Origin of the sequence: Lacipirellula parvula, from assembly GCF_009177095.1 — a bacterium.
Classification (GTDB): domain Bacteria; phylum Planctomycetota; class Planctomycetia; order Pirellulales; family Lacipirellulaceae; genus Lacipirellula; species Lacipirellula parvula.
The window spans coordinates 3,317,718-3,338,788 of sequence record NZ_AP021861.1; the positions used below are offsets into that span (position 1 = coordinate 3,317,718).

At 57.3% G+C, this 21,071-nt stretch carries 18 protein-coding genes; 10 read left to right on the forward strand and 8 right to left on the reverse strand.

The features are described from left to right. Positions 1-1,149: 1,149 nt before the first annotated feature. The gene (locus tag PLANPX_RS13085) at positions 1,150-1,461 is read right to left on the reverse strand and encodes a hypothetical protein (RefSeq protein ID WP_152099166.1); all 312 of its coding nucleotides are present in this window, start codon (positions 1,459-1,461) and stop codon (positions 1,150-1,152) included. A 506-nt stretch (positions 1,462-1,967) separates the two neighbouring features. On the opposite strand from PLANPX_RS13085, the gene PLANPX_RS13090 reads away from it, so the two are divergent. From PLANPX_RS13090 to PLANPX_RS13100, 3 genes are all read left to right on the forward strand, one after another. Then, a complete protein-coding gene (locus PLANPX_RS13090) occupies positions 1,968-2,162 on the forward strand; it encodes a cold-shock protein (RefSeq protein WP_152099167.1) in 195 nt (64 codons plus the stop codon). A gap of 622 nt (positions 2,163-2,784) precedes the next feature. Next, entirely contained in the window at positions 2,785-3,600 is an 816-nt protein-coding gene (gene lpxA, locus PLANPX_RS13095) for an acyl-ACP--UDP-N-acetylglucosamine O-acyltransferase (RefSeq protein ID WP_152099168.1), read from the forward strand. A gap of 133 nt (positions 3,601-3,733) precedes the next feature. Then, positions 3,734-4,006 (forward strand): hypothetical protein, encoded by a 273-nt coding sequence (locus tag PLANPX_RS13100; RefSeq protein WP_152099169.1) that lies wholly within the window; start codon positions 3,734-3,736, stop codon positions 4,004-4,006. Between the two features lie 902 nt (positions 4,007-4,908). Here PLANPX_RS13100 and PLANPX_RS13105 read toward each other — a convergent pair. Together PLANPX_RS13105 and PLANPX_RS27345 are read right to left on the reverse strand one after the other, a co-directional pair. Beyond that, positions 4,909-5,187: a hypothetical protein gene (locus tag PLANPX_RS13105; RefSeq protein WP_152099170.1), complete on the reverse strand. Its 279-nt coding sequence runs from the start codon at positions 5,185-5,187 to the stop codon at positions 4,909-4,911. 52 nt (positions 5,188-5,239) lie between these two features. Next, positions 5,240-5,401 carry a hypothetical protein gene (locus tag PLANPX_RS27345; protein ID WP_172992044.1) on the reverse strand — a complete coding sequence of 54 codons (162 nt, stop codon included), beginning with the start codon at positions 5,399-5,401 and terminating at the stop codon, positions 5,240-5,242. A gap of 244 nt (positions 5,402-5,645) precedes the next feature. On the opposite strand from PLANPX_RS27345, the gene PLANPX_RS13110 reads away from it, so the two are divergent. Beyond that, positions 5,646-5,912, forward strand: coding sequence for a hypothetical protein (locus PLANPX_RS13110; protein ID WP_232536392.1), 267 nt, complete (start codon positions 5,646-5,648; stop codon positions 5,910-5,912). A gap of 312 nt (positions 5,913-6,224) precedes the next feature. Here PLANPX_RS13110 and PLANPX_RS13115 read toward each other — a convergent pair whose 3' ends face one another. Continuing rightward, a complete protein-coding gene (locus tag PLANPX_RS13115; RefSeq protein WP_152099172.1) occupies positions 6,225-7,736 on the reverse strand; it encodes an ATP-binding protein in 1,512 nt (503 codons plus the stop codon). Positions 7,737-8,104: 368 nt separating this feature from the next. On the opposite strand from PLANPX_RS13115, the gene PLANPX_RS13120 reads away from it, so the two are divergent. Further along, positions 8,105-9,289, forward strand: a complete 1,185-nt coding sequence (locus tag PLANPX_RS13120) for a sensor histidine kinase (RefSeq protein ID WP_152099173.1) — start codon at positions 8,105-8,107, stop codon at positions 9,287-9,289. Between the two features lie 630 nt (positions 9,290-9,919). After that, positions 9,920-12,565, forward strand: a complete 2,646-nt coding sequence (locus tag PLANPX_RS13125; protein WP_152099174.1) for a PAS domain S-box protein — start codon at positions 9,920-9,922, stop codon at positions 12,563-12,565. A 30-nt stretch (positions 12,566-12,595) separates the two neighbouring features. Here PLANPX_RS13125 and PLANPX_RS13130 read toward each other — a convergent pair whose 3' ends face one another. The 4 genes from PLANPX_RS13130 to PLANPX_RS13145 all read right to left on the reverse strand — a co-directional run bounded on the left by PLANPX_RS13130 (position 12,596) and on the right by PLANPX_RS13145 (position 16,306). Next, positions 12,596-13,123 carry a BLUF domain-containing protein gene (locus PLANPX_RS13130; protein WP_152099175.1) on the reverse strand — a complete coding sequence of 176 codons (528 nt, stop codon included), beginning with the start codon at positions 13,121-13,123 and terminating at the stop codon, positions 12,596-12,598. Between the two features lie 211 nt (positions 13,124-13,334). Continuing rightward, positions 13,335-13,958 carry a response regulator gene (locus PLANPX_RS13135; RefSeq protein WP_172992045.1) on the reverse strand — a complete coding sequence of 208 codons (624 nt, stop codon included), beginning with the start codon at positions 13,956-13,958 and terminating at the stop codon, positions 13,335-13,337. Positions 13,959-14,291: 333 nt separating this feature from the next. Further along, positions 14,292-15,677 (reverse strand): sigma-54-dependent transcriptional regulator, encoded by a 1,386-nt coding sequence (locus PLANPX_RS13140; protein ID WP_172992046.1) that lies wholly within the window; start codon positions 15,675-15,677, stop codon positions 14,292-14,294. A 329-nt stretch (positions 15,678-16,006) separates the two neighbouring features. Further along, positions 16,007-16,306 (reverse strand): hypothetical protein, encoded by a 300-nt coding sequence (locus tag PLANPX_RS13145; RefSeq protein WP_152099178.1) that lies wholly within the window; start codon positions 16,304-16,306, stop codon positions 16,007-16,009. Positions 16,307-16,695: 389 nt separating this feature from the next. Between PLANPX_RS13145 and PLANPX_RS13150 the strand changes: the two genes are divergently transcribed. From PLANPX_RS13150 to PLANPX_RS13165, 4 genes are all read left to right on the forward strand, one after another. Beyond that, on the forward strand, positions 16,696-17,796 hold the full coding sequence (locus PLANPX_RS13150) for an HD domain-containing phosphohydrolase (protein ID WP_152099179.1): 1,101 nt from the start codon (positions 16,696-16,698) through the stop codon (positions 17,794-17,796). Between the two features lie 936 nt (positions 17,797-18,732). Further along, complete coding sequence (locus tag PLANPX_RS13155; protein ID WP_420844083.1) at positions 18,733-19,263, forward strand: fasciclin domain-containing protein; 531 nt, start codon at positions 18,733-18,735, stop codon at positions 19,261-19,263. 79 nt (positions 19,264-19,342) lie between these two features. Beyond that, on the forward strand, positions 19,343-19,918 hold the full coding sequence (locus tag PLANPX_RS13160) for an RNA polymerase sigma factor (protein WP_198421886.1): 576 nt from the start codon (positions 19,343-19,345) through the stop codon (positions 19,916-19,918). Next, positions 19,915-20,748 (forward strand): anti-sigma factor, encoded by an 834-nt coding sequence (locus PLANPX_RS13165; protein ID WP_152099181.1) that lies wholly within the window; start codon positions 19,915-19,917, stop codon positions 20,746-20,748. The genes PLANPX_RS13160 and PLANPX_RS13165 overlap by 4 nt, the downstream gene beginning before the upstream one ends. The last annotated feature ends 323 nt before the right edge of the window (positions 20,749-21,071 follow it).

Below are 21,071 nucleotides of genomic sequence, written 5' to 3' on the forward strand. Positions count from 1 at the left end.
GCAGGTCGGCCGGTTCTCAGCTTGACCTATGGTAATTACCTTACACTCAACCGACGCCACCTACTCGCCGAGGCAGACGCCAAGCAGGTTCGCACTCGCCGCAGCCACGGGACGCCGTTAATGGATTTGCATTTCTGAAACGGAGCAGCTCGTAAGTCACGTCACTTGGAAGGCGATGCGGATCTGTTTGGAGTGGCATTACCTAAGCCTCGCAATGGAGTATGCAATTGCGTTTGGGCGCTTACTCGCACGCGATTGCGCCTCGGCGATTTGGAATCAAAGAAGAGTCTATCGCGGCAAGTGCACTCAACGAGCTTACCCACTTACTCTGGTCCCCAGTGGTCTGCTTGGGATCCCCGTCTCAGTCGCTTGGAGCGCAAGGCGCAGGTGAGATAAGCGCTGACTGCGAATCCGCCGACAGTGGTTTTGCTGCTGCTTCTCACGTTCGCGTTCGCTTTACAAAATCGTAGCGATGGCCACGCCAACCGGGCAAGAGGACGAATATCCCGCGCGCGTCGGTGTTCACGACCTGCGCGGGTTATGACTGCTATGTTGAGCGGCGGATTCTGATTCTGCGGTCCGAAATGTGTTGTCGAGCGAAGACTTAGGCCAGACAGGGCAGGGCTGTTGCACCTATTTTTGCACCCTGGTCGAGGTGAGCGTCCAGCTCGCACGTCTGATAACGGCGTGGCCTGCACTTACCCCCAGGCAGCGACGTTGGCTCGAATTATTGCTTCCAGCCGGCGCACAAGACGATCGCAAAGTAAACCAACGTCCCACTGCTAATTAGCTGCGGTCAGGACAACCTCTGTGCGACGCGTCCATTAATGATTTGGCCGCAGATTGACCTAGTCGCACACGGCGAAATGGAACCAGAGGAGCCGGCGACGTTGCTGACAGCCGCACCAAGTCCGGCGACGAGCGCCATTGCCGGCCACTGCCGCTAAGCCCGAGAAGGCAGCGTTGTAGCCGAGTGACTCAGCGACTAGGCCACCGCCCAATTGAAGCTATGTCGCTCATCGGTTCGCGGCCCCGCAAGCCAATTCGGGTAATGGGGTGCTTCGACTCTGCTGGCGTCTACACCAAAATGAGCCGCGTCACGGGCGGCCCCGGTGGCTTATCGCGCGGCCGCACAAGCAAGTTGGCGCGTTACCGAGGTGCACTGTTGTCTTTGACGCTGCCCTGTTCCACCATTAGACGATTCTGATCTGGGTAGAGCGAGAAGCGAATTCCGCGAGCCCGCGAGCGCGGCGAACGTCGATCGAGCCGGTTAAGCTCCGACAGCGCCTGCAGTAGCGCCAAGTGAAGCTTCAGCCCCTCGTCGAGAGTCAGATCAATTTCGATCGGTTTAGGACCGTTGACCGGAATCGGCGGCGCGATTTGATCCAAGAAAATGACGCCGTAGCTTTGCGGGTTCTTCTCACGCAGTTTGGCTGACTTAGCTTTCTTCTTCTTTGCCATGGAAATCTCCGAATACGCTGTTTGAGCGGGGTATGAATTTCGCGGTTTGCATATTAAACGGCCGCGATAGTACTCGTCTGAATCTTTAATTTCAATCGGCGTGACTCAATTTCGTAGCCTTGATAACGCCGCTGCACGCGCCTGCGGGATTAATTTCTCAGTTGTCGCAATACACTCACGCCATGAAACTGATTGCTCCGATAGAGTTATTGTGCTATAGTTGAAGCACTAAGACAGCGAAGGCATATGCGAGACGCTTCGCCGAATGTGACCGTTACGTCGTCCTTAGGACCTCGCAATGGCTGCTTCGGCCCTTCTTCTTGTTGACTTTTGCCCTTCATCTTTACCAGATCAAGCTGGTTCTTGGCGATGTTGATCCACGGTGTGGGTCAAATTGCTCTCTTACGTTGAGTGCCCGGCAGCGGGCCTCGAAAGCGTCGCCCGATCGTAGTTGCACGGTGCGCGGGTGCGCCATTCACGAGAACTGCGTGCAGGAGTAATGTTAAGTGTCGCAAGGTACTATCAAGAAGTTGACTGACAAGGGTTTTGGCTTTATTCAAGGCGACAGTGGAGATATTTTCTTCCACTCGTCTTCGGTAGAAGGCGCTGGTTTTGACAGCCTCTACGAAGGCCAAGCCGTGCAATACAACGAAGGCATGGGCCCCAAGGGCAAGCGTGCCGAGAATGTCCGGATTGGTTAATCGCCAACCGAGCATTCACTGACGTGATGCACCAGACGCCGGAAAGCGCCAGTCGCTTTCCGGCGTTTCTTATTGTGCAACTAGAAGACCCATCGTCGGCCCCACCGCCGGACTAGGGGCAAAATCAAACGTCGAAAGCGCTGATTCCAATCGTCGTCGGCCAGCCCGAACGGCCAGCGCGCCGCCTGGCTGATGGGGCGCGGCCACTACGATCGATATGACGACCGTCAAGGCACCAACTTCTTATAGTTAGCGGGGCTACGATGAAATCTCTTCTCCTTCTGCTCCTGCTCATCACTGTCGCTTCCGGCTGCTCATTTGGTCGGGAGAAAGTCGCAGCCCCGGAAGAGGAGAGTACTGCGCACGACTCGGCCTATGAAACAGGTTCGCCAGTCCAACACAAATGATGCCACCGGCTTGCTCTGCTCCAGAGCTGGTGATGCCGCCGGCGAGGCGATTCTTCTGCCATTGATTTTCGTCCGAGGTTCGGCAACTATCTAGCCGACGTTTCGCTGACGTCCTTCAAAAGTACTGGCGGTAATACCGCGAAGTGTCACTCGCTGCCCCCAATTGCAGCATTCATCCACCTTCCGACAGAGTTTTGTCAGGAGCTCGCGGCGCCATGCCGATCCATCCTACCGCCGTCGTCGACATTGCTGCGGAGATTGACGGCAGCGCATCAATCGGGCCCCACGCAGTCGTGAGCGGACCGGTGACGATCGGCCCTGATTGCGTGCTATCACCCGCGGCGATCGTAATGGGGCACACTACGCTGGAGGCAGGCTGCCACCTCCATTCCCGAGCCGTCGTCGGCGACGCGCCGCAGGATCTGAAGTATCACGGCGAAGCTTCCTACTGCCGCATTGGCGAAGGAAGCGTCATTCGCGAAGGCGCGACCGTTCACCACGGGACAGCGGCGGGGACGGCAACTATTGTCGGCAAACGTTGCCTGCTGATGACGAACTCGCACGTCGGTCATAACAGCGAACTGAGCGACGACGTCATTTTGGTGAGCGGCGCCCTGCTTGGAGGACACGTGCACGTCGGTCCGCGAGCGATCGTCTCCGGCAACGCGGCGGTCCATCAGCATGTGCGGATCGGCGAGCTGTCGCTAGTCGGGATGCTGGCCCGGATCACTCAGGACGTGCCGCCATTCTGCATCACCGATCAAGGAGGGAACGTCATTGCCGAGAATCGCGTCGGCATGAAGCGGGCCGGTTTGACTCTCGGCGAACGCGCCGAGTTACGGGCGGCGTTTGGGGCGATCTACCGCGAAGGCATCGGACGCAATGCCGCCGTGCAGTACCTCCAAGACACAATGAAGACCGAGGCCGGGCAACGGCTCTTGGCGTTCTATGCGCGCGGGTCGGGGATGCGGCTGTATGACCCTGGGTCCGCCGCGTACTTGCGGCTGAGCAGCGCTAGTAAGCGACTGTAAGCTATGTTCCGACGTGACCTCGGCCCCATGAGTTCACACGGCAGTTATGCAGACGTGGCAGTCTTCGCCAGTCGAATTGGTGCGAGTCGCCCCGACACCGCAATCGCAGACTTATTCACCTTGAGGCGTCAACATGGAAGAACCCATAATCACTGTCCGCCACGTCGCGACCGTTGGGTGGCAGGTCTTGCTAGACGGTGACGAGTGGCACACCTGCCGAAAAGAGCAAGATGCCCGCTACATTGCTCACCACGTTCTGATTGCGCGGGCCGTCTTGAGTGGTGTACGTATGGGGACGGAGGTGGCTAGGGAGTTGGATGAAGCCGTCGTCATGGTCGGGCATCAGATTGGCGATTGTGCCGCGCTGCGTCTGATGAACGAGGCGGCGGTGAAAGCTCGCGAGTAAGCAGTAAAACGTCGAGATGTTCTGGCGATCCTTCCTTGCTTGCGAATTGACGCTCCTGGACGGGGCGGCAAAGCGTCAAGCAATCGTCTCGGTGGAGACTTGGCTGCTGCACTGGGGGCAATCGATCCATCGCCGCTCGCCAGCGTACTCTCCATCCCCGTTATACTGAGGCTCGCTCTGCACGTCAGCGCCGCTGAATTCCAGGACTGATCCACAGCGGTCGCAAGTCACGCGACGAACTTCCCGTTCACCGCGGCCGATGATCTTCACCGTCATCCGAAGGTCTCTGGGCCGATGATTACCGAAAGGCGAACGAAGCCGGGCCCCTTCGCAGCTGGCAATGCGAAATAGGTTTCAAGGGGCTCGGTGGTGTTACGGCCTGCCACTTGCATGACAACGGCGGTGCTTGGCCCTCGTGAATTTAGCGAGCTCAGCAGCGGCAGGATTCTTTCATGAAGTGCGTGACTCGTCGAGGTTGCTAGCCCGCAGCTTGTAGATCTTCGTTGAGGCGGGTGAGACTCCCCTACAACGACGGGGAGGTTGGAAACTACTTAGGCGCGCCAATTGCTATGACATCGCGTCGATGGGGTGCAACTATGAGTTCGGGCATTTGTGAACGAGGCGGCATTGCGTACGTCCTCACAACCATCGATCGCAATGGCCAAGCATGTCAAACTGGATTCTCGGCGGCGTTTAAGGAACGGGAGGCGACCAACACGCCTTCGACGACGTCAAAACAGCTATCAGTTCGCTTCTCGAGGGACGACTTCGAAGGCTAACGTCTGCAGATATTTCGCCGAACTACCCTGAATTCCCATTGGAATCTGGCCCCGTCACGAAGCGGTATTTCGCGTCGTATTTACACGGGCGTACCAAAGATAGGTATATGGCTAGCCTGCCCGTCAGGGGCGAGCCGCCGCAATCTCCACCTCGTCCTGCACCGCTTGGGATCGCTTCATGGCCCGCCCCAACTTCCAGAGCATCGCGGCGACGACAAGGCCGTATGCCAGTACTGGAAATAGTAGCAATCGGACCGAGGACATGCCGGCAGGCAGATAGCCCCCGAGTTTCGCGGGCACGACGATGGCGATGACGACGATCGCGGCAACGCAGCCGCCGATGTGCGCCGCTTTACATGCTTCGCCGCGCGCCTCGCGGCAAGAGCCGATAGCTGTACTCATAATGATTCCTCTTCTGATGAACTGTAGTAAGCCGGCAAGCAGCCGCGAGCAGCTAACGCTGCATGATTAGCATCACGCCGGCAACAATGGCAAGCACGCCTAGAACATCGCCGCTATGAGAGAAGCTGATACCGAGCAGCGGCGTCGTCAGCAAGCCGAAAAGGAAAAGCCAAGCGGCGAGGAGTAGCATGCCAAGGTTTTTGCTAAGTTTCATGGATGAGCTCACGGGTAGGGCGTTGGCGGGAGGCGCTGTAGTGACCTTCGACGCTAGCGTCGCATTGAATTGAGTTGTTAATTCTCAGCGCGGACTGTTGCGCTAGGGTTGACGTTAGCGGACGACGCGATTGGGCTGCGACAGCGAAAGCCCACGATCTGCGAGTTTGTCGTACCGAAACACAGGTGGCCTGGAGTACGATGGAAACAGAGCTCCTGCCGAGCTGATGACGCGGCTGCGTCACATGCCGGAAGGCTCCACAACGCATGACGAGAAAACGATGACGACCAACGCGACTTTTCCGATTGAACTCGATTCTCGGGTCATCGAATGCCTTACCGAGCCCGAGCGCACAATGTTGCAGGAAGCTCACGGGATTTGCTGCGACTTGCGCACCAGTGATCGGCATTCGGCGGACCGACTGCGCGAAATCAGCGCCGCCTGTCACCAATACGGGCTCACAAAAATGGGCGCCGTGATCGCTACGCTAGCCGAGCATACGAATCGTTAGTCACCGATAGGCGACCGACAATCAGTACGATCGATTGGCGCTTCGGCTTGAGAGCTAGCCGAATAGTTCCTCAAGCGTCGCTCCCTTTTATTCGCGCGACGGCATCGTGTAGCGATAAATGTACTTCTCCGACACATGTCCTGCGTATTCGGGGTGGCAAACGCCAGCCCCCCCTTCTCTCAGGCATCCGTCGCAACATAGTGTGGAGAAGGTGGGGATGAAGGCGGAGCTGCTCTGTTTCGGACAGCGTGGCGTTTGCTTGGCTAGCAATTTTTGTTAAGGCCTTAGCGTTAGCTTCGTTACCCTAGGCCATTAGCCCGGCACGAGAGAAAGAAGCTCAAACAACCGCTTCAGCTCGACAGGCTTAACTAAGTGATGGTTGAAACCTGCCTGCTTCGATCGTTCGAAATCCTCCGCACGACCATACCCAGTCATTGCAATTAGATAAGTGTCTTTCAGCTCATCATGAGCTCGAATCCGCTCAGCGAGCATAAAGCCGTCCATCACTGGAAGCCCAATGTCTGCGAGGATCACAGTCGGCCGCATGCGCGCAGCACGCTCGAGTGCTTCTCGTCCGTTGCTGGCTGTTTCAACCTGATGCCCAGACTTTTGGAGGAGCAATTGCAAACTCTTTGACGTATCAACATTGTCCTCGGCAATCAGGATTCGCAGTGATGGCGTAGCTAGTCCCTGCGGCGCTGAGACGGGACGCGTCTCCTCGAGTTCGGGCACGACGGGTAACTTTACAACGAACTCACTGCCATTTCCGACGCCTGAACTATGCGCCTCGACGATTCCACCGTGCATTTCAACGATGCGTTTGACCAAAGCTAATCCGACACCGAGGCCGCCCATTGTCCTGTCAAGCGAATTATCGGATTGGACAAAAGGTTCGAATATCTGCGGCAGAAGATCCGACCGAATTCCAGCCCCGTTGTCTTTGACTTTGACGTGCACCTCGTTCCCAAGCCGCTTCGCCGAAAGAATGATCTCCCCCTGATTGTCACTGAACTTAGCTGCATTTTGAAGCAGACTGCCAATCGCTTGGGCCAATCGCGCAGGATCGGCGCGAAGCCAGACGAATTCTTGAGGGACGTCGATAGAAAGCTGTTGAGAGCGGTTCGCGATGAGTGGGCGGTTTGTCTCGATGGACTGTTCAAGAACTTGCTGAAGCGTGCCCTGTTGCAGTCGCAATTGGAATTTTCCAGTCGTGACGCGAGAAACATCTAGCAGGTCATCGACCATGCGAATCAAAAGGTCCGTTTGACGCTGGATTATTCCCGCGGCTTCTTGCGTTACTGATTCGTCGCCTGAATTCAGGAGCTGAGAAGCATTCTTAACTGCTGCAAGCGGATTGCGCAACTCATGAGAAAGCATCGCCAAAAATTCGTCCTTGCGACGATTCTCCTCCTGGAGTTTGTCCTCAGCGTTCTTTCGATCCGTGATATCACGAAGGACCTTCGCAAAACCCTTCAATGCTCCGTTCTTGTCCCACAGGGGAGTGACTATGCCGCTCGCCCAGAAGGCGGAGCCATCTTTCCGCACATGCCATCGTTCGTCTTCTGCGCGCCCACGCTCCTGGGCAATTCGCAATTCGTTCCTCGGCTGCTGCTGGCTCTTGTCGGCGGGCGTGAAAATCTCAGAAAAACTATGGCCGATTATTTCTTCCTCGGCATAACCGAGGATTCTTTGAGCGCCCGCGTTCCAAGTAGCTATTTTGCCGTCCGCTGAGAGCATGAAAATTGCGTAATCAGTAACGTTAGCTGAGATTGTCTGCCAGAGTTCCTCCTCTGACCACTCCGCTGGATCCGCCTTTGCCGACATCTTCACATCACTCCTAAAACGCAAGACTTGGCGGACATCTACTCAGACTGGTGCAATGCCAACCAGGAACGTCTGACCTCCAGTAAGGTCGCACCGAGGGATTTCCCCCCTCAGACGGGGCGCTAAGCGGTATGGTGGAGCGGACGAAGAAAATAGAAACGCTATCCTGGCCAGACGCTAGGGGCTCCAACTGCCACTGACTTGCGAACCTTATGCCGCCGCACTCAAACTGAACAAATACGCAGTACTATCGGCTAGAATTGCCTGCTGATCCCGTGCAATGCTGTTGGCGTTCCAAGCACGAGCATTTTGAGGCTGTACGGGGTAGCGATTCCACCGTGCGTGGGTAAGTCTACTAGGAGGCGTTGATGCGTCTTGCCGATTTCATTCTGTCGAGCGTCGAGCCAATCCAAGCCGAGTGGGAAATCTTCGCCCGGAGTATTGGCGCCGGCGAAAATCTTGATGAACTCGCGCTACGCGATCACGCCGGTCAAATCTTACTAGCCACCGCACGCAATATGAAGGCGCCTCAGACTGCGGCTGAGCGCGCGAAGAAGTCCAAGGGCTTAAAGCCATCTCAGGAGGATGATACTCTCGATGGGGCGTCCGAATCGCACGCAGTAGACCGCCTTGGCCTTGGCTTTGACTTACTGGAAGTAATGAGCGAATATCGAGCGTTGCGCGCGAGCATACTTCGACTTTGGGACGAGAGCTCGCCCGATGAAAGCGATCGCGACGTCGATGACATCACCCGTTTCAACGAATCAATTGATCAGTCTATTACCAAAGCTGTTGCGAGTTACACAAGTCGCGTTGATCAGGCCCGAGATATGTTCCTCGCGATTCTCGGCCACGACCTGCGCAATCCGCTCAATTCCATTAGTATCAACGCGCAATTGGTGCCGCTTGTTTCTGCAGACCCCGCCGAGGCCATCGCGTGCGGCCGGCAGATCAGCCGCAACGTGTCGGTCATGGAACGCATGATTGCCGACCTACTCGACTACACCCGCACTCGACTCGGCGCGGGCATGCCAGTTACGCCCGCGCCATTGGACCTTGGGGACCTCGCTGTCGACCTGTTCGAAGAATTTCGTACGGCTCACCCTGCTCGGAACATTCAACTCCGAACTGAAGGCGACCTGAACGGTCAGTGGGATTCCGACCGCGTCCGTCAGGCCATTTCGAACCTGCTGGGAAACGCAATACAGCATGGCTCGGCTGACTACCCAGTCACGGTTTCACTCCGCGGCGAAGCGTCGAATGTATTCATTGAAGTGCATAACGGCGGCGATCCCATCCCCCCCGGAGAGTTGCAGAAAATCTTTGACCCACTCATTCGCGGCTCCGGCGCCGAGCACCCCAAAAAAAATCGCCCTGGCAGCATTGGCATGGGATTGTACATCGCCCGCGAAGTTGCCAAGTCGCATAGCGGTCGAATTGATGTGACTTCTACCGCAGAGGACGGCACCGCGTTCACGATTCGTCTGCCACGCGACAGCGCGCCGCGCCACGGGCAGCCGATACTTGACGCGGAGCACATCGACAGAATGTGAGGCACAGCATTCCGCTTGCTATCAGGCTCACCGCTACTTTCTGGTATTGCGGGCAGTAGGTATTTGGGCAATTCGCCGGCGGCCATTTTAATTCGGAACGCGTCCCGTCACACGACTCTCATTGCGAGTTACGTTCACTTCTCCCCGGCGTCGTTTTTCAACGCCAATTTCCCCACCAGGAAAAACGGACTACGATAGCTGGACTACATCGAATAATGAAGCGATTGCGACGTCGAGCGGCGGATGTTCTGAGGCCACTGTTATCGGCGTTACAACGCATAATAACGATCGCCTTGTAATCGTTGACATTCCGCCGCTTCTCGCTCCATACGTGAGCTCTCATAGAGGAGCCAATTCACCGGTAACAAATTCTTAATACGCTCCCAAGCAGACTGCGAAATCTTGTTGATGCATGTCGGTCCTCGTTAACACAATGGAAACTCTTGCCTCCCTTCACTTGATTACCTAGGATCTATCAGCACGACCGACGCTTTCTATCGCTTCTCCATTTCAGCCGCGGTAGAATGCTCGCATGCAAGTTGGCTGGATGCCATCCTCACTTGTCTGACCGCCAGCCCATGGAGGGGACGGCCGCCTAATCACTCTGCCCATCCGTGACCGGGAGTCGGGATGAAAAACGCAGGAAGGTCGGCTACCACAGGTGCGTTCCAAATCGCCTTGGAATGTATCCCATCGCCTGTTCTCGTCTGCGATCATCGCACTCTTCAGATCCTGGCGTTCAATCAATGCGCGATTGAGAGATATGGCTTCACCCAGGAAGAATTTAGCCACATGACGATGAAGGCAATTCTTTGTCATGGAGACGTTGAGGCTTTTACAAATGCGATCAAAAGAATTGGGGAGACAGGCGTCGAACTGGGAGAGTGGCAGCTAACCACCAAGGCGAATGCAGCTATTCAGGTGCGGTTCGAAATTCGCTCCATCGACTGGGGCGGAGTCGATGCGCTCCTGATTAAGACCATTGAGAGTGAGGATCCGCTCCCGTCCGGATCAGATGTCACGCGAGCGAGCGACCTTTTACTCGCGGTGATCGAGACCAGTTTTGACGCACTTTACGTGAAAGACCTGGAAGGAAAGTATCTGCTTTTCAATCGTGCGGCCGCGCTGTTTGTCGGGCAAGAAGCGGAGTACGTGATCGGTAAGGACGACACCGCGTTGTTCGAACCCGTTGGGGCCGGACGGCTCATGGCGCGCGACCGTGAGGTCATGCAAACGGGCCAAGTTCGCATTGAGGAAGAAGTGCTAACGGCGGCTGGCGCGACCAGGACCTATATCACCACCAAAACGCCCTATCGCGATCGCTTGAGTAATATCACCGGGTTGATCGGCACTGCGCGAGACATTACCCAGCAGAAAACTGCCGAGCAATCGTTACGACAGAGTGAAGCGCGCTATCGCACGCTCGTCGAAGCCACCACCGCAATTGTCTGGAACACGCCGGAGTCAGGCGAGTTCGAAACTGAGCAGCCGGCGTGGACGAGATTTACCGGGCAGACGTTCGCCGAGTTACAAGGCTGGGGATGGCTCGATGCGGTCCACCCAGACGATCGTCGCCACACTGAACAGGTTTGGTCGAACGCAATTCACGATCGCACAATCTACATCGTCGAACACCGGCTGCGTCGCGCTGACGGCGAATATCGCCTCATGGCCGTACGGGCAGTTCCCATCCTCAACCCGAATGGCAGCATTCGCGAATGGGTGGGACTTCATTTCGACATTACCGAGCAGAGGGAGGACGAGCAAGCGCTCCTGTTGCGTGACTTCGCTGTACGCTCGATTAGCCAAGGCATTGTCATCACTGATCCACGTTCACACGACAATCCCATTATCTACGCGAATCCAGGCTTCGAAGCGATTACCGGGTATCAGTCGACGGAAGTGCTCGGGCGCAATTGCCGATTTCTGCAAGGCCCCGATACAGACCCATCCGCCACGGAGGAGTTGCGCCACGCCGTGGCAGCAGGAATCCCTTGCACCGTCGAGCTGCTAAATTACCGCAAAGACGGCGCTATGTTTTGGAATGCCGTCACGCTGTCGCCTGTATTCGATGACAAAGAGCAGCTAACGCACATTGTAGGCGTGCAAATAGACGTCACGGAACGAAGGCGATTGGAAGAGCGATTGCGGCAGTCAGAGAAAATGGAAGCCATCGGTCAACTGGCAGGGGGCGTGGCTCATGACTTCAATAACATGCTGGCGGTGATCAACGGTTATAGCGCTTCGTTGTCTCAATCTGAGCGCCTCGACGAATCAGAGTTAGAGGCCGTTGCAGAGCTTCGGGCTGCCGGCGAGCGCGCGGCACGTCTCACCCGGCAACTGTTGGCATTTAGCCGGCAGCAGGTGTTGAAGCCGACGATCGTCAATCTAAATGAAGTGGTGGTCGAAACGGAGAAAATGCTCAGTCGCGTCATCGGGGAGGACATTCGAATTCTCTCGGCGCTCGAACCAACGCTTTGGCCCATTCGCATCGATCCCGGTCAGTTCGAGCAGATTCTTTTGAATTTGTCGATCAACGCTCGCGACGCCATGCCGCAGGGGGGCGTGTTGACGATCGCGACTAGCAACCTCGACCGTCAGGACAGCTCACTCGACGCGGTTCAGCACTTCGTCAAAGTCACCGTGGCTGACACCGGTTGCGGTATGGATAAAGCGGTGCGCGAACGGGCGTTTGAACCCTTTTTTACGACCAAGGAGCAGGGGAAGGGGACGGGATTGGGACTAGCGTCTGTTTATGGCATTATCCAACAAAGCGGTGGTCAAATCTTGCTCGACAGCGAACCGGGAAGCGGGGCGTGCTTTACCATCCTCTTCCCAGCGCTTCCGGGGGAGAGCTGGAAGTCCGAGGGCGAGACTGCTGAACAGAGTGATGTCGAGCGAGGCAGCGAAACGCTCTTGGTCGTGGAGGACGAGGAGATGGTGCGCCGTCTACTTTGCAAAGTTCTTGCCGCGCAGGGCTACACGGTGCTGGGGGCGAGCGGCGGAAGAGAAGCGATTGAACACTGGAAGGCGCGTCAACGCGATATCGCCTTGGTAATTACGGATGTCATCATGCCGGAGATGAGCGGTCGCGAGTTGATCGATCAGCTGCGGCGGGAACGATCAAATTTAAAGGTTCTTTTCATGTCGGGCTACACGGACGACGCCGTCATGCGGCACGACATTGAAGAACACTCCGTACACTTCATGCAGAAGCCGTTCTCGCCAGCAGCGCTCGCGGCGAAGGTCCGCGACGTGCTGGCGTCTGAGAGCTAGGCCCCGTCGCCGCAGTGCAGTCGTTGTTAATCACGCTGATGCGAGGCAGTGCACGGCGAGTAGCCGCGAAAGACGGATCACCGCGATTGGCGTCGTTGCTCGTTCCACGGATTGTTGTCGCAACGCGACCATCGCTTCCACTAATTCGCCTTCTAGGTTGAATCGTTGAAAGTCGTCCTTGCTCAACAATTTCATCGTCCAGTCGGGGAACAGCCTCCGCGCCCCCGGCCACGGCGCCGCTGTCATGTTAGCCTTCAGGCCTGGACGAGCGGCGCCTGCTGAGGTTCGGCGAATCGCCACCTGTCGCTCTTCGTCAAGTATCGGCACCACGTTCAGAATTCGGTGCCGGGAATCCGCCTCAATCGTTGCCATCAATTGCTCGACGACTTCCTTCTCGCCTTCCAGGAATTGCAAGAACGTCGCTGACTCGAACTCGTAGGTGAGATATCCGGTAATCTCCAGTCGTTGATTCTTAGCGGAGGCCAGCCGCGTGAGTTGCACCATTGCCGATTCGTCGAAGGGCGCCGTCGCTACGCTGGTATAGACCAATGCAAACATCACTGACCTTATTCTAACGAAAGTGATTCAAGGCGCGACGCTGCGTCTCAGTATCTCCGAGAAGTAGATTCCTAGTCGCTTATCTTCCGAAGACTATCTTGGCCGATCACCCACGGCCTCGTGCGGGCCTCTATCGGTGGAGCTACGCCGATAGAGGCCATTTTCATTGAAACCACGTCGCGGCGACAGTTTCCACTCACACTCGCGCGAGCTACGCCCGGCGAAGTTGAAGAAGTTGTCCTGTTAGCAACGTGGCGCGTTCAGCGGCAATCAGCACCTCGCTCAGATCTTCTCGCACAGACGAACCCTCCGGAAGCCTATTGAATGCGATTTCCGTTTGGCCAATCATCACGGTGAGCAGATTATTCAAGGTGTGAGCGATCTCGCCCACTTTCTTGGCCCAATTGACGACGTTCGAATCGGATTCGAGACGCTCCTCCGTCGAATTCGCTCCTTCGCGCTCGACGGCAAAGCGAACGGCGCGACGCAGCTGCCCTTCTACCGTATGCCCCTTCACCAAATAGCCGTCAGCGCCTTCCCGCGCGGTGTGCAATTCGCATAGCTCGCCGGGCGTTGAAGTCAGCACAATCACCGGAACGTGAGGCGCATCATGCCTCAGCTTGGTGAGCGTTTCGACTCCATCGGAATCGGGCAGACCGAGATCCAGAACGACGGCGTCGGTGTGGACGTTCTTCAACTCGCTAATGGCTTCTTCAAGCCGTTCAACGTGAGCGACGACGAACTGCGGTTCGCGCGACAGTTCGACTTGAGCCAGCGCCGCGTCGACTTCGCTATCCTCTACAAGCAACACCCGAAACATTTGCGGAACATTCATACGACATGAAGCCATGCAACCATTGTGGGACCGTTGGATGCCGGAAGACAGGATGACGAAGGTCGCATCCTATTGAGCAGCCAATCGCAACACTCAATTCCAGGGAGGCGAATCCCAGGACCTGAGCTTCTCCGCGAGTCGTTGCACGGCTCGAAGTGGATTGCACGGCGTTCATCGTAGACCATTTCCTCCAAATAATTGCATGACTACATGCCTAAGTTCGGACAAAACGGCAAACCGCGAATGGGTCTAGAACCTGCCTGAAGCTGCCTAGACTGCCATCGCGGCAATAAGCCACGCAATAACGGCAGTTGTGAGTGAATTCCAATCATTTTACTTCTCAGCGTTCTCGTCGTCCTGCTCCATAATTCGATAAAGCGACTTACGGTGTAGACCCAGCGTCCGCGCCGCCGCCGACTTATTGCCGTGTGAGCGATTAATCACTTCCGAAACCAAGGCCCGCTCCATGATCTTGAGGTCGCCTATATAGGGGACCGAGATCATCTCCGTATTCGCGGGCGGACGCGTTGGCGGCAACAGTTCCGCCACTCGCGCGGCCGACAGTTGCGATTCCGACGTAAAGACGATGGCCCGACGTACGAAGTTTTCGAGTTCGTAAACGTTGCCAGGCCATTCGTAGCGTTCCAGCTTGGCCATCGCCTCTTCGGTAAACTCGATTTTTCGGCGGCGGTCGTACGACTGCGAAGTGCGGTTGGCTTCTTTCATCAGGCTCGCCAGCAGCGGTCGAATATCTTCGCGGCGCCGGCGCAGCGGAGGCACCTCCAGGGGAGCTTGACTCAGGAAGTTATGAAGATCATCGACGAAGCCTCCGGCCCTTACGAGAGGCTCAATATTTTCTGACGTCGAGGCGACGATCCGGGCTTCCAGAGCGACTGGCGCGACGCCTCCGACGCGCAAGAATCGCTGTTCCAGAAACGCCGTCGCCAGTTCAGCCTGCATCCATTTAGGAATATTGGCGACCCGGTGCAGAAACAGCATGCCGCCGGCCGCCCGTTCCATCGCCCCGCGTTGAATCTCGCCTGTCGCCGATTCTTTGCCAAAGAGCACCTCCGCGAGTTGGCCTTCGCTGACCGCTTCGCAATTGACTTTCACCAAGGGTCCGGTCGAGTTGGAACTGATCGAATGGATGTAGCGAATAACTGTCTCTTTGCCCGCTCCCGTTTCGCCGGTGACTAACATCGGACTGAACGACGCGGCACTCCGCTTCGCGAACTCAAGCACGCGTTGCATCGCGGGACTGCAAGCGACGACCGACGCCTCAGTCGCCGGCGCGGCGGCAATTGCTGCCTTTGTTTCCATCGCGCGATTGCGCGACTTCACATTATTGGTCGCAGCTCGGCCGAGCGCTCCGGCGACCTGATCGGCTCGAAACGGCTTGGTAATGTAGTCGACGGCTCCCAGGTGGAATGCATTCACCGTGGAATCGACAGTTCCATAGGCCGTGACGATCACCGTCGAGATTCCGGGCTGGATCCGCCGCGCTTCGCGAATGACTTCCAGCCCGCTGCACCCGCTCATTTGCAAATCGGTGAATAAGGCGTCGAACGGCCTCCCCCGCAGGTGCTCAAGAGCCAATCTCGGATCCGTCTCGAGCTCTACGTTGGCGCCCTCGTTCTCGATAATGGCGCCAAGAAGCCGGAGCACTTGCGGATCATCGTCGATGACCATCACCCGATTGCCGGTACTGCAAAGAGACATGGAGCAATGCTGCATTGTTCTACCTCAGAGCGGTAATGGAACGCGCGACTGCCGTTGCCTTCAACGTGATGCTGCGGGTAGGGGGTATCCTGGCCAACTGGCCGCATGACGCTTGAGAAGAGCAGGCCCACGAACTATCGCGTGGGCGAGCAACTTTTGCAGGTCGCCGCGCTGTTCGCAAGATGTGTCACCATGTCGCGCCGAACGACTGCAACATAACTCTTTGGGTCGGCGTCGTGCAACAAAAAACTACAAGGGGGCGCGCGGGTCAGGCGAGCTAGCGTCGTTGCACTCACTGTCGGCCTCCGCCGGTGAGCGACTCGCAATTGCTAACGAGGGTCGCCGCTTCGCCGGTTGTATTTGACGCCCTGTTCCGCGCCCCCGAGCTCCCTCTCAAACCGGTCCTGCACCGCCTGAGCGATTTCTTCGTGCCGCTTATGCGCTCTCATACGCGCCGCGACGTCCAGCCCCAGCGCCGCGGTCAATCCAAAGCATCCCCACCAAGTCCAGACCCACCGCGTGTGATCGCTGAACAGCATGCTCAGCCCCGCGGCCAGCAAGCAGGTGCTAATCCATGCGATGAGCGTGGCAAAGCTATCGTAGGTGAGTAACGGAGACCGGATGGACATATATTCCTCTTCAGATCAGCTCTATTTAAGGAAACGCGACGCAAACAGATGCCGGCTTCCCCTTCCGTGATGAGAATAGCTTGCCTCGCATAGGGATTCCCCAGACGAGCAATGTGTAACCGGGCGTCGCGCTAATGGGGCTTTTTCCCCGGGGCGTTGCAGGCTCGACGCGTCGACGCAAACTGGCGGTGAACCGCAATTCACCCAGCGGCGACGTGAACGTTCAGAAGGGACGCTCTCAGTGGCATAGAGTTGATTAGCGACCAAATGCCGCCCCATTTAGAACGTAACGGCTAGACGACGGGCGGCCTGATCGTGAAGACCGAGTCGATCGGGCCTCCTTACGATTCTTTCGCTGGGTCGCTCGCGTCCAACGCCGATGGTACCGCATGTCACGCCAAAAAGTTCTGATCATCGATGATGAACCCTCCCTTTGCCGGTGCCTCAAGCAGTGGTTAGAAGAGAGAGGCTTCGAGTGCGCCTCGGCGCCAGACGCCGAGCGCGGCTTCGCTTATTTGCAGTCGCACACAGTCGACATCGTGACGCTAGACAATAAACTTCCGGGAATCTCGGGAGTTGAAATGCTAGCAAGACTGGCGATCGAAGCGCCAGACGCGGCCGTCCTCATGGTGACGGCGGAAGTCGACACCCGTAAAGCCATCCACGCGATGACCCTCGGGGCGCTCGGCTACGTTATCAAACCGGTCCGCAGAGAAGACCTGTTCGCTCAGATTGACAACGCCCTGGAGCGCCGCAGGCTGAGCATCGAGAATCGTGAGCTGACCTTACGACTTCAGGAGAAGGTCCGCCTGCAAACAGCCGAGATCCGTGCAGCGCACGAAGAGACGATCTATCGACTAGTGAAAGCCGTCGGTTATCGCGACGAAGAGACGGGAGATCATGTTCGACGCACGGGCCAGTACAGCGAGCTCCTCGCGGCCACGATTGGTTGGCCGGCGGAGCAAGTGGAAATGATTCGCCTCGCCGCGCCGATGCACGACATCGGCAAGATTGGCATTCCCGACGCCATTCTGTGCAAACGCGGCAATCTCACGGCGGAGGAAATGTCGATCATGCAACATCACACGCTGATTGGCGGACAAATGCTCGAGGGATCGTATTCGCCCGTTCTGCAGATGGCTCGTGACATTGCTCTCACTCACCACGAGCAATGGGATGGCTCAGGCTATCCGCGCGGCCTCGCCGGAAATGCCATCCCCGAAGCTGGAAGAATCGTCTCGATCGTCGACGTTTTCGACGCGTTATCCCACGCGCGCGTCTACCGTCCGGCGTTCAAAGACGCCGACGTTGAGCAAATGATGTGGGCGGGTCGCGGCACGAAGTTCGACCCGCAATTTCTGGACGACTTCATGTCGCTACGGCCCGAGATGTGGGCGATTGCCAGCCTAACCGTGCATGGACGAACAGACGTTGCTGATCGTCGCTTCGACGATTTGCTTCCGGCGACGCGGAGTTTGCAGCCGAATTGACGCAAACCGCATGCGCCCTGCAATGCGTCGCGTTCCTGAAGGGCATTGCTTCTCGGATTTTGTAGAGTTAGGCAGCGGGTTCGATTCTCGGCGGGCAACTTTGCGCGATAGTCGAGCATCTTGTGCGCGGAGTTCGACTTCGCCTCCGCGCGCACGTGCATGGTGCCAGGCGTCGCCGTTGAGCCTTTTTTTGAGAGTGCACGCTATCAGCGATCAGAAGCGCTTCATCAGTTGAAGACTTACAAGGTTTTGGTAACCCAACATTGTAGCTGCTTTGACGTCATCGAAGTCGAGTTGGGCCGCCATCTGCTCTTTGGAGACTACGGAGGATCTAGTCTGAGTCCTCGGTGCCCGTGCGGCAGTGTATTTGACTGGCCAAACGCTTATCGAAGTCGGGCCATTGCTGCTTGTGCATGCTGTCAATATTGAGCTAGCTCTAGATCAATGTGGCCGTCGTCGCTATTAATCATGCCATTGCTTTCCTGGTGGTGACGACGTAGGCAAAGCCGCCTCGTTCATGAGTTCGCGAACTTACAGTTGCGCCCCATTAATTAAACGTCGCAACGGATAGTGTGCCGAAGCTGCACCTGGCCGCGATCCGAATTTTCTTCGACTGGCTCGTTAAACTGAGGTTTACGGTGTCGGGACGAATGTGCAACTCAGTGCGTTGCTGCCCGATTTTTTGCAACTTCATGTAGCCCGCGCCGCGCGATTTGGGTCCCGGCGGGGCGATTAGACCGAGAGAAACGTGCGGAATTAATCTCTAGCCTTTTCGCGAGAATTGCTTCGAAGAAAATCATCTCCCATCGAATCCACCGCCGTGGCGACACCGAATACTTTCGCACAGGGCCCTGTTCACTGCTACGAGTCGCCCCCCGTGGGCGGATCAAACTGATTGCTATCACCGTAAATGGAATCTCCACCATGAAACTTGCCATGTACACTCTGGCGCTCACAGCGCTGGCCGCACTTACGCAACCGGCTCGCGCTGGCGAATGCGCGAAGAGCCGAGTCGCTCAGGCGCAGCGCCATTACGTTGCCGCCGAGGCTGAAAAACCTAAGACGATCGTCGAAACGGCCGCGGGAATCGAAGACTTCAGCACCCTGGTCGCCGCCGTGAAGGCAGGAGACCTTGTCAAAACTCTCTCGGGCAAGGGACCGTTCACGGTCTTCGCCCCGACGAACGAAGCCTTCGCGAAGCTTCCCAAAGGCACAGTTGAGGATCTACTGAAGCCTGAAAACAAGGAAAAGTTGGTCGCAATACTTACCTACCACGTCGTCCCCGGCAAAGTCATGGCCGCGGACGTCGTAAAGGTGAAAGAAGCGAAGACGGTTCAGGGCGACAAGGTGCAGGTCACCGTGAAGGACGACGAGGTGATGATCGATAAGGCCAAGGTCGTGAAGGCCGACGTCGAGTGTTCTAATGGCGTGATCCATGTCATTGACTCCGTCCTCCTGCCGAAATAGATTGCGACTCGGCCGGCGCGGGGCGAAGCTTTGCCATTCGCCCCGCCGCCGGGCCGCTTTTCAATCGAAGAGACTGCCGTTGTCCGCATCCGCTACTAGCGTGATGGCCCGCGTCGCCAAAGGCGGCCCAGCCGCGATGGAAGACTGCCTGGCTCGATACGGTGGGCTGGTCTGGTCGCTAGCGCGCCGCTTCTCTCCGACCAACGCCGACGCTGAAGACGCCGTTCAGGAAGTGTTCATCGAAGTCTGGCGGAATGCTGATCGCTACGACGAGGCCATTGCCTCGGAAGCGACATTCATCGCAATGATCGCACGCCGGCGGTTAATCGACCGCCAGCGCCGTTCCGAACGCCAACCTCAGACGACGTCTTGGGACGAAACGACGCTCCCGCAATCGGCGCGCGATCCGGCCGAATGGTTGCAGGTATGCGATGACGCCAAGCGGGCCCGCGCCAAAATGCAGGAACTATCCGACGAGCAGCAGCGCGTTCTGCTGCTCGCCCTTGAGGGAGGCTGCTCGCAATCTGAAATCGCTGAACGGCTCCGGCTGCCGCTAGGCACGGTCAAAACACACGCCCGCCGCGGGCTTATTCGGCTCCGCGAGCTGCTGGCCGCCGGTACCGACAAGCTAACGGGCAAAGGAGGCGCCGCATGAGCACCGGACCTTCTTCCCACGATCGCCGCCTCGAACTTCTTGCCGAGCGAGCCCTCTTCGGACTTTCGCCGGAAGATCAGCGAGAGTTGGAACGCTTGGGCGTCGACGATTCGCCTGTCGACGACCTGGCGCTCGCAGCCGCGGCGCTCGACCTCTGCCTACATGGACAGGCAATGGCGCACGAAACACTGCCAGCCCCCCTGCAGCAGCGAACACTCGATGCCGTCCGAAAGACCGCCGTCGAAGATCGGAAGGCGATGCCTTCGGTCGTGCCGATCCCGGTTGGACGCCGTGTTGTGAATAATGCCCCGCGTCGCGATTGGCTAGGCTGGGCCGTAGCGGCCGCGGCGATTGCCGTGGCGGCATTCTCGTTCACGCGCCAACCGGATCTCAGGGAAGAGTCGCCGATGGAACTACGCTCAAAACTGATCGCCGCCTCGAAGCACGATCCCGGCAGCGTCTTCCAATCTGACTGGACCGTGACGGAAGACCCAGCCGCTAAGGGAGCCAGCGGTAAATTGATTTGGTCCAACAAACTGCAGCGCGGCGTGATGGAGTTCAGCGGCGTCGAAGTTAACGATCCGACGAAGGAGCAGTATCAGCTTTGGATCTTCGACGCCGATCGCCCCGAAGCGACGCCGGTCGACGGCGGGGTATTCAACATCCCCTCCGATACGGAGATAGTTTTGATACCGATTGACGCCCGCCTACCGATCGCTAAGCCGACCCTCTTTGCGATCACAGTCGAAAAGCCGGGAGGCGTTGTGGTTTCTGACCGAGAACGCCTGCCGCTAATCGCCCCCGTTCCCAACGAAGACAGCACGCAGTAATACATGCCTCAGTTGCAAATAGGGCAGGTTGAGCACGGCACTTACTTCCAGGCCCCCCCCCGAGGTCGTCAGCTTGTGAAGTGGTCACATGCCGACAAGCGAGGAAAAATTAGTAGCGGTTTGGCGACTGCTAAACTGCGGACGAAGTTTGCCACCTGTGGTGTGATTGGCGTAGCGCCGTCCATGATCTCTTGGTGGACGGTGGAAGGTACGTTAGGCTATCGCGGGTTAGTTGCATTCGCGGCGGCTGGTGCGGGAGCACGCGGCTACTGTATCGAAATCGCTTCTGTAACTCGCGAATGCAAGCTGCTGTGCCAGCGCCA